The organism is Clostridium thermobutyricum DSM 4928, assembly GCF_002050515.1.
Taxonomy (GTDB): Bacteria; Bacillota; Clostridia; order Clostridiales; family Clostridiaceae; genus Clostridium; species Clostridium thermobutyricum.
Map to the genome: position 1 here is coordinate 1 of NZ_LTAY01000087.1, position 4,415 is coordinate 4,415.

General features: G+C 32.2%; 4 protein-coding genes, 8 tRNA genes and 2 rRNA genes. All 14 read left to right on the top strand.

The window, feature by feature from the left end:
* Positions 1-259, top strand: a 23S ribosomal RNA gene (locus tag CLTHE_RS14220); the annotation flags it as partial.
* Positions 260-308: 49 nt separating this feature from the next.
* Positions 309-425 (top strand): 5S ribosomal RNA (rrf, locus tag CLTHE_RS14225).
* Positions 426-430: 5 nt separating this feature from the next.
* Positions 431-506, top strand: a tRNA-Lys gene (locus CLTHE_RS14230).
* Positions 507-527: 21 nt separating this feature from the next.
* Positions 528-601, top strand: a tRNA-Gly gene (locus CLTHE_RS14235).
* 5 nt (positions 602-606) lie between these two features.
* A tRNA-Arg gene (locus CLTHE_RS14240) sits at positions 607-683 on the top strand.
* A gap of 10 nt (positions 684-693) precedes the next feature.
* Positions 694-767: transfer RNA gene (locus tag CLTHE_RS14245), tRNA-Gly, on the top strand.
* 6 nt (positions 768-773) lie between these two features.
* Positions 774-850 (top strand) — tRNA-Arg (locus tag CLTHE_RS14250).
* Between the two features lie 4 nt (positions 851-854).
* A tRNA-His gene (locus CLTHE_RS14255) sits at positions 855-930 on the top strand.
* A gap of 3 nt (positions 931-933) precedes the next feature.
* A tRNA-Gln gene (locus tag CLTHE_RS14260) sits at positions 934-1,008 on the top strand.
* Positions 1,009-1,014: 6 nt separating this feature from the next.
* Positions 1,015-1,090: transfer RNA gene (locus CLTHE_RS14265), tRNA-Lys, on the top strand.
* 225 nt (positions 1,091-1,315) lie between these two features.
* Positions 1,316-2,722, top strand: coding sequence for a basic amino acid/polyamine antiporter (locus CLTHE_RS14270; RefSeq protein ID WP_242945658.1), 1,407 nt, complete (start codon positions 1,316-1,318; stop codon positions 2,720-2,722).
* A 71-nt stretch (positions 2,723-2,793) separates the two neighbouring features.
* Positions 2,794-3,201, top strand: a complete 408-nt coding sequence (locus CLTHE_RS14275; RefSeq protein WP_080024041.1) for a PH domain-containing protein — start codon at positions 2,794-2,796, stop codon at positions 3,199-3,201.
* 208 nt (positions 3,202-3,409) lie between these two features.
* Positions 3,410-3,952 (top strand): NADH peroxidase, encoded by a 543-nt coding sequence (locus tag CLTHE_RS14280; RefSeq protein ID WP_002598391.1) that lies wholly within the window; start codon positions 3,410-3,412, stop codon positions 3,950-3,952.
* 251 nt (positions 3,953-4,203) lie between these two features.
* Positions 4,204-4,415: rubredoxin-like domain-containing protein (locus tag CLTHE_RS14285; protein ID WP_341456347.1), on the top strand; the 212-nt coding region annotated here is incomplete at its 3' end.

A 4,415-nucleotide genomic window follows, 5' to 3' on the forward strand; every position in this document is an offset into this window, starting at 1 on the left:
AGGAGCTGTCCTTAGTACGAGAGGACCGGGATGGACTGACCTATGGTGTACCAGTTGTTTCGCCAGAAGCATAGCTGGGTAGCTAAGTCGGGAAGGGATAAACGCTGAAAGCATCTAAGCGTGAAGCTCACCTCAAGATTAGATTTCCCATAGCGTAAGCTAGTAAGATCCCTTGAAGAACATAAGGTTGATAGGTTAGGGGTGTAAGCATGGTAACATGTTCAGCTGACTAATACTAATAGATCGAGGGCTTGACCATATATATTAACAATTGTATATGCAATTTTCAGGAACATATTTCTTGATAATCTAGTGATGATGGCATAGAGGAAACACTCCTTCCCATTTCGAACAGGAAAGTTAAGCTCTATAACGCCGATGGTACTGCATGGGAGACTGTGTGGGAGAGTAGGAAGTTGCTAGGTAATAAGGTTCACTAGCTCAGTCGGTAGAGCACATGACTTTTAATCATGGTGTCCGGGGTTCGATTCCCCGGTGAGCCACCAATATAATAGTAACTTAAATATGCGGGTATCGTATATCGGTAATACTCCAGCCTTCCAAGCTGGAAAGGTGGGTTCGATTCCCACTATCCGCTCCATATATGCGTCTTTAGCTCAGCTGGATAGAGCAACGCCCTTCTAAGGCGTGGGCCAGGAGTTCGAATCTCTTAAGACGCACCATTTTGTTTATGCGGGTATCGTATATCGGTAATACTCCAGCCTTCCAAGCTGGAAAGGTGGGTTCGATTCCCACTACCCGCTCCAATATATGCGTCTTTAGCTCAGCTGGATAGAGCAACGCCCTTCTAAGGCGTGGGCCAGGAGTTCGAATCTCTTAAGACGCACCATATGGTGGACGTAGTTCAGTTGGTAGAGCGCCAGATTGTGGTTCTGGTTGTCGTGGGTTCGAGTCCCATCGTCCACCCCATTTAGGGATATTGCCAAGCGGTAAGGCACCACACTTTGACTGTGGCATTCGTAGGTTCAAATCCTGCTATCCCTGCCAAGTTTTGGTTCACTAGCTCAGTCGGTAGAGCACATGACTTTTAATCATGGTGTCCGGGGTTCGATTCCCCGGTGAGCCACCAAAAGCTATTTAAATAAATAGCTTTTTTTTATGTCAAAAATTAAATGAAATTTTAATAAAAAGAAGAAAATGTTAAAAAAATGTAGTAAAATAGAATAGTAAATATATATATATTTACAAATTAAAGAATTAAACTGTATCAATAAAAATATAAAGTAAATTTGATACAGTTTTTATATTTCAAATGATAAAAGTTTTTAATAGACATAGGAGGTGGATATTGCTATTGGAGAATAAGAGTAACTCACAAAAAGTTGGATTATTTGGACTAATTATGATAGTAATTGGATCAATGATCGGAAGTGGAATTTTTAATCTTCCACAGGGGATAGCAAGTAACGCGGGTGTAGGGGCTAGTATTATAGCTTGGATTATAACTGGTATAGGAGTTTTCTTTATAGCAAAGGTATTTCAAATATTATCACATGAAAGATCAGATATTATTGGAGGAATATATTATTATGCAAAAGATGGATTTGGATCATATATAGGATTTAGTTCAGCTTGGGGGTATTGGTTAAGTAATTTAATAGGAAATGTTTCATTTGCAATACTTCTTGTAAATGCTTTAACTAATTTTTTCCCTCAAATAGGGGGAGTAAATTCTTTTGTAGGTTTTATAATAAGTAGTGTTTTAATTTGGGCAGTAATAGGTTTTATAGCACAAGGAATGAAAACTGCAAATATAGTAAATGGCGTGGCAACTATTGCAAAAATATTTCCGATAGGATTGGCTATAGTACTATTAATTATAGCGTTTAAAATGAACATATTTTCAAGTGATATTTGGGCAAAAGCTTTAAATGAAAATGGTGGTAATTTAGGAGGAGTTGGCACTCAAGTTAAAAATGCAATGCTTCAAACTTTATGGGTTTTTGTTGGTGTTGAAGGCGCTGTTGTAATATCAGCTAGAGCAAAAAAAGTTAGTGATGTAGGAAAAGCAACTATTATAGGATATATTTTTGTTCTCATATGTTATGTATTAATAGTAATGTTAAGTTTTGGAGTTATGAGTCAGGAAAAATTAATTTCTATACAAACACCAGCTTTAGGAGGAATATTAAAATATACTAATGGAACTTGGGCAGAAGTCATGGTTAATATAGGAATTGTAACTTCTATATTAGGAGCTTGGGTTTCATGGACTATATTAACTGTTGAAACTCCTCTGATGGTAGCTAAAGATAAAATGTTTCCAAAATTTTTAGGAAAAGTAAATAAAAATAATGCTGCGGTAAATGCGCTTATATTTAATGGAATTATAATGGAAATAGCATATATATTATCTATGAGACTAGAAAATGCTTTTCAAGAAATAACAAATATAGCAACAACGATGATTTTATTGCCTTATATTCTATCAGCAGCATTTTTATTTAAAATATCAATTGAAAGCAAGAAGAAAATAAATATTTTTTATGCTTTAGGAGGAATTATTTATTCTATTTATATGGTAACTACTGCAGGATTGCAAAATATTTTATATTGTGCAGGATTATATGGATTAGGAGTAATATTCTTATTAATAAAAGCAAGAGAAAGAAAAACTAAATTATTCGAAAAAAAATGGGAAGGAATTTTATGTTCAATTTTTATTATTTTAGGATTATTTAGTCTAATGATAAGTTTTTAATTTATTGATATTGAATAATTTTATATAAATTAAGTATACATATATTATAAGGTTTATATTTGGAGGTATAAATGGGGTTATATGATAAATTAACAGGAAAAGCTACAATAGGTGCTGATATTAGTAAGATTAAAGAATTTTTATTAGAAGATGAAATTGTTATAGCTTCATATCAGTTTATAAGAGATTCAGTTATATTCACAAATTTAGGAATTTATATGGTTGATGTACAAGGAATTTCGGGAAAGAAAGTAGAAGTTAAGTTTTTTCCAAAAAAAAATATTAAAAGTGTGAGTTTTGAAACAGCAGGAAATTTTGACTTAGATGTAGATATAAAAATAGGAGTAGAAGGAAATATAGTTCTAGGGGAAAATGGAATGTATTTTTCTGCACCTATATCATTTAAAGTGCCCAAAGCTCAATCCAAAGAAGGAAAAAAGATAATAAACCAAGTTAAAAAATATTATTTATGTGTTTAATGGATAATATTAAATATATTAAAATATTTATAACAAATATTTATAAGCTTTACTTTAGTAAAGCTTATTTTTATGTGAATAATTAGTTAAATATACCAAAAAATAAAAATAGTTAGTTAAAAAATGGTATTATATATATAAGACGTCTTAATATAGTTATATAACAGAGTGAAATATGAATTGAAAGTATAATTAGGAGGGATTGCAAATGAAAAGATTTATGTGTACAGTATGTGGATATGTGTTTGAAGGTACAGAAGCTCCAGAAGTATGTCCAGTATGTAAAGCAGGAAAAGATAAATTCGTAGAACAATCAGGAGAAATGGCTTGGGCTGATGAACATAAAATCGGAGTTGCACAAGGTGTAGATGAAAGAATAATCGAAGGATTAAGAGCTAACTTTACTGGTGAATGTACAGAAGTTGGGATGTATTTAGCAATGTCAAGACAAGCAGATAGAGAAGGACACCCAGAAGTAGCAGAAGCATATAAAAGAATAGCTTTTGAAGAAGCAGAACATGCTGCTAAATTTGCAGAACTTTTAGGAGAAGTAGTTGTAGCTGATACAAAAGCAAACTTACAAGCAAGAGTAGATGCAGAATTTGGAGCTTGCCAAGGTAAAAAAGAATTAGCTACATTAGCTAAACAATTAAACTTAGATGCAGTTCATGACACAGTTCACGAAATGTGTAAAGACGAAGCAAGACATGGAAGAGCTTTCAAAGGGCTTTTAGATAGATACTTTGCTTAATATTTATATTTAATTATTAATATTAAGCAAAGATAATTTAATAGTATTATAAATAAAAGAGAGTGCTAAATTTAGTACTCTCTTTTATTTAAATTATATTGTTAACATTAGAGAAAAAAATAATTAATAAAATTTTTCTAAAAAAAAATATTTACAAATAATAATTATTATTATATAATAAACTCATAGAGAATGACTAAGTAACTAATTAATAATAAATAAAGTGTGTTAAATAAGAGGAGGAAATTAAAATGAAAAAATTTATTTGTACAGTATGTGGATATGTTCATGAAGGAGAAACTGCACCAGAAAAATGTCCAGTATGTGGTGTAGGACCAGAAAAATTCAATGAACAATCAGGAGAAATGGCTTGGGCTGATGAACACAAAATCGGTGTAGCACAAGGTGTAGATGAAAGAGTAATTGAAGGATTAAGAGCTAACTTTATGGGAGAATGTACAGA

Coding starts and splice junctions, on each gene's coding strand:
- CLTHE_RS14275 (WP_080024041.1), top strand. CDS start 2,794: ATGGGGTTATATGATAAATTAACAGGAAAAGCTACAATAGGTGCTGAT.
- CLTHE_RS14280 (WP_002598391.1), top strand. CDS start 3,410: ATGAAAAGATTTATGTGTACAGTATGTGGATATGTGTTTGAAGGTACA.